This is a genomic window from Glutamicibacter sp. BSL13 (genome assembly GCF_052928425.1).
In genome coordinates, this window is sequence record NZ_JAVGCZ010000209.1 from 1 (window position 1) to 1352 (window position 1352).

At 70.2% G+C, this 1352-nt stretch carries 2 protein-coding genes; both read left to right on the top strand.

The genetic code is table 11. The features are described 5' to 3' along the window. The first annotated feature begins 161 nt into the window (after positions 1–161). Positions 162–785 (top strand): riboflavin synthase, encoded by a 624-nt coding sequence (locus RCJ92_RS15880; RefSeq protein ID WP_446755120.1) that lies wholly within the window; start codon positions 162–164, stop codon positions 783–785. After that, the coding region (gene ribB, locus RCJ92_RS15885; protein ID WP_446755121.1) for a 3,4-dihydroxy-2-butanone-4-phosphate synthase at positions 782–1352 on the top strand (571 nt) is incomplete at its 3' end. The genes RCJ92_RS15880 and ribB, both read left to right, overlap by 4 nt.

The window sequence follows — 1352 nt, forward strand, 5'->3', positions numbered from 1 at the left end:
CTGCCGGATCCCGACACCCGGCCCTAGGCGCGCCGCCCGGCCCCGGGCACCAGACGCCAGAATCAGCGCGGCCGGTCGCCACCGCCCACCCCAACCCCGGCCCTTGCCGCAGGGGTCCTGCGGCGACCCACCGGACCGCGCACCACCACAAGGAGTTTTCAATGTTTACCGGAATCATCAGCGGCCGCGGCACCGTGCTGGGGCTGCAGCACGACGCGCACAGCGACAGCGCCGTGCTGGACCTGGACATCCCAGGGCACGCGCAGGACTTCGACCTGGGCGGTTCCATCGCCATCAACGGGGTGTGCCTGACCGCCACCGCCATCGACGGCCCGCGAATCAGCGTGGACGTGATGGGAGAAACGCTGCGCCGCACCACCATCGGCGCCCTGGAACCCGGGGCCAGCGTGAACCTGGAGCGTTGCACCAAGGCCGGGGCCCGGCTCGATGGCCACGTCGTGCAGGGACATGTGGACGCCGTGGGCCGCGTGCTTTCACGCGAGGACCACGGGCAATGGGTCAGCTTCCGCGTCGCTGTGCCCACCCAGTACGCGCCGCTGACCGCGCAAAAGGGGTCCATCGCACTGGATGGGATCTCACTGACCCTCACCGCCGTGAGCCCGGCCGGCGCAGAAACCCACTGGGTGGAGGTGGGCATCATTCCCACGACCCTGCGCGAAACCACCATGGGAACCCGCCAGGTGGGCGACGAGGTCAACATCGAGGTCGACGTGCTGGCCAAGTACGTCGCCCGGCTCAACGAATTCCAGGAGGTCACCCGATGAGCACCAGCACGAAGGAGTTGGACTCCATCCCCACCGCCCTGGCCGCCATGGCCGCCGGGCAGGCCGTTGTGGTGGTGGACGATGAGGACCGCGAGAACGAGGGCGACATCATCTTCGCCGCCCAGTTCGCCACCCCGGAGCTGATGGGCTTCACCATCCGCCACTCCTCGGGGGTGATCTGCGTGCCGATGGGCGCCGCCCGCGCCGACGAGCTGCGCCTGGCCCCGATGGTGGGGATCAACCAGGACGCCAAGGGCACCGCCTTCACCGTCTCCTGCGATGCCGCCGAAGGGATCAGCACCGGCATTTCCGCGGCCGACCGCGCCCTGACCGCACGTCTGCTGGCCGACCCGGGCACCACTGCGGGCCAGCTGAACCGCCCCGGGCACATCTTCCCGCTGCGCGCCAACCCACGCGGGGTGCTTGAACGCCGCGGACACACCGAGGCGGCCGTGGACCTGTGCGTCGCCGCCGGCCTGGAGCCGGTGGGGGTGCTGGTGGAGATCGTGCACGATGACGGGTCGATGATGCGCCTGGATGACCTGCGCGGCTTCGCGGCAGAGCACC

Coding starts and splice junctions, on each gene's coding strand:
- RCJ92_RS15880 (WP_446755120.1), top strand. CDS start 162: ATGTTTACCGGAATCATCAGCGGCCGCGGCACCGTGCTGGGGCTGCAG.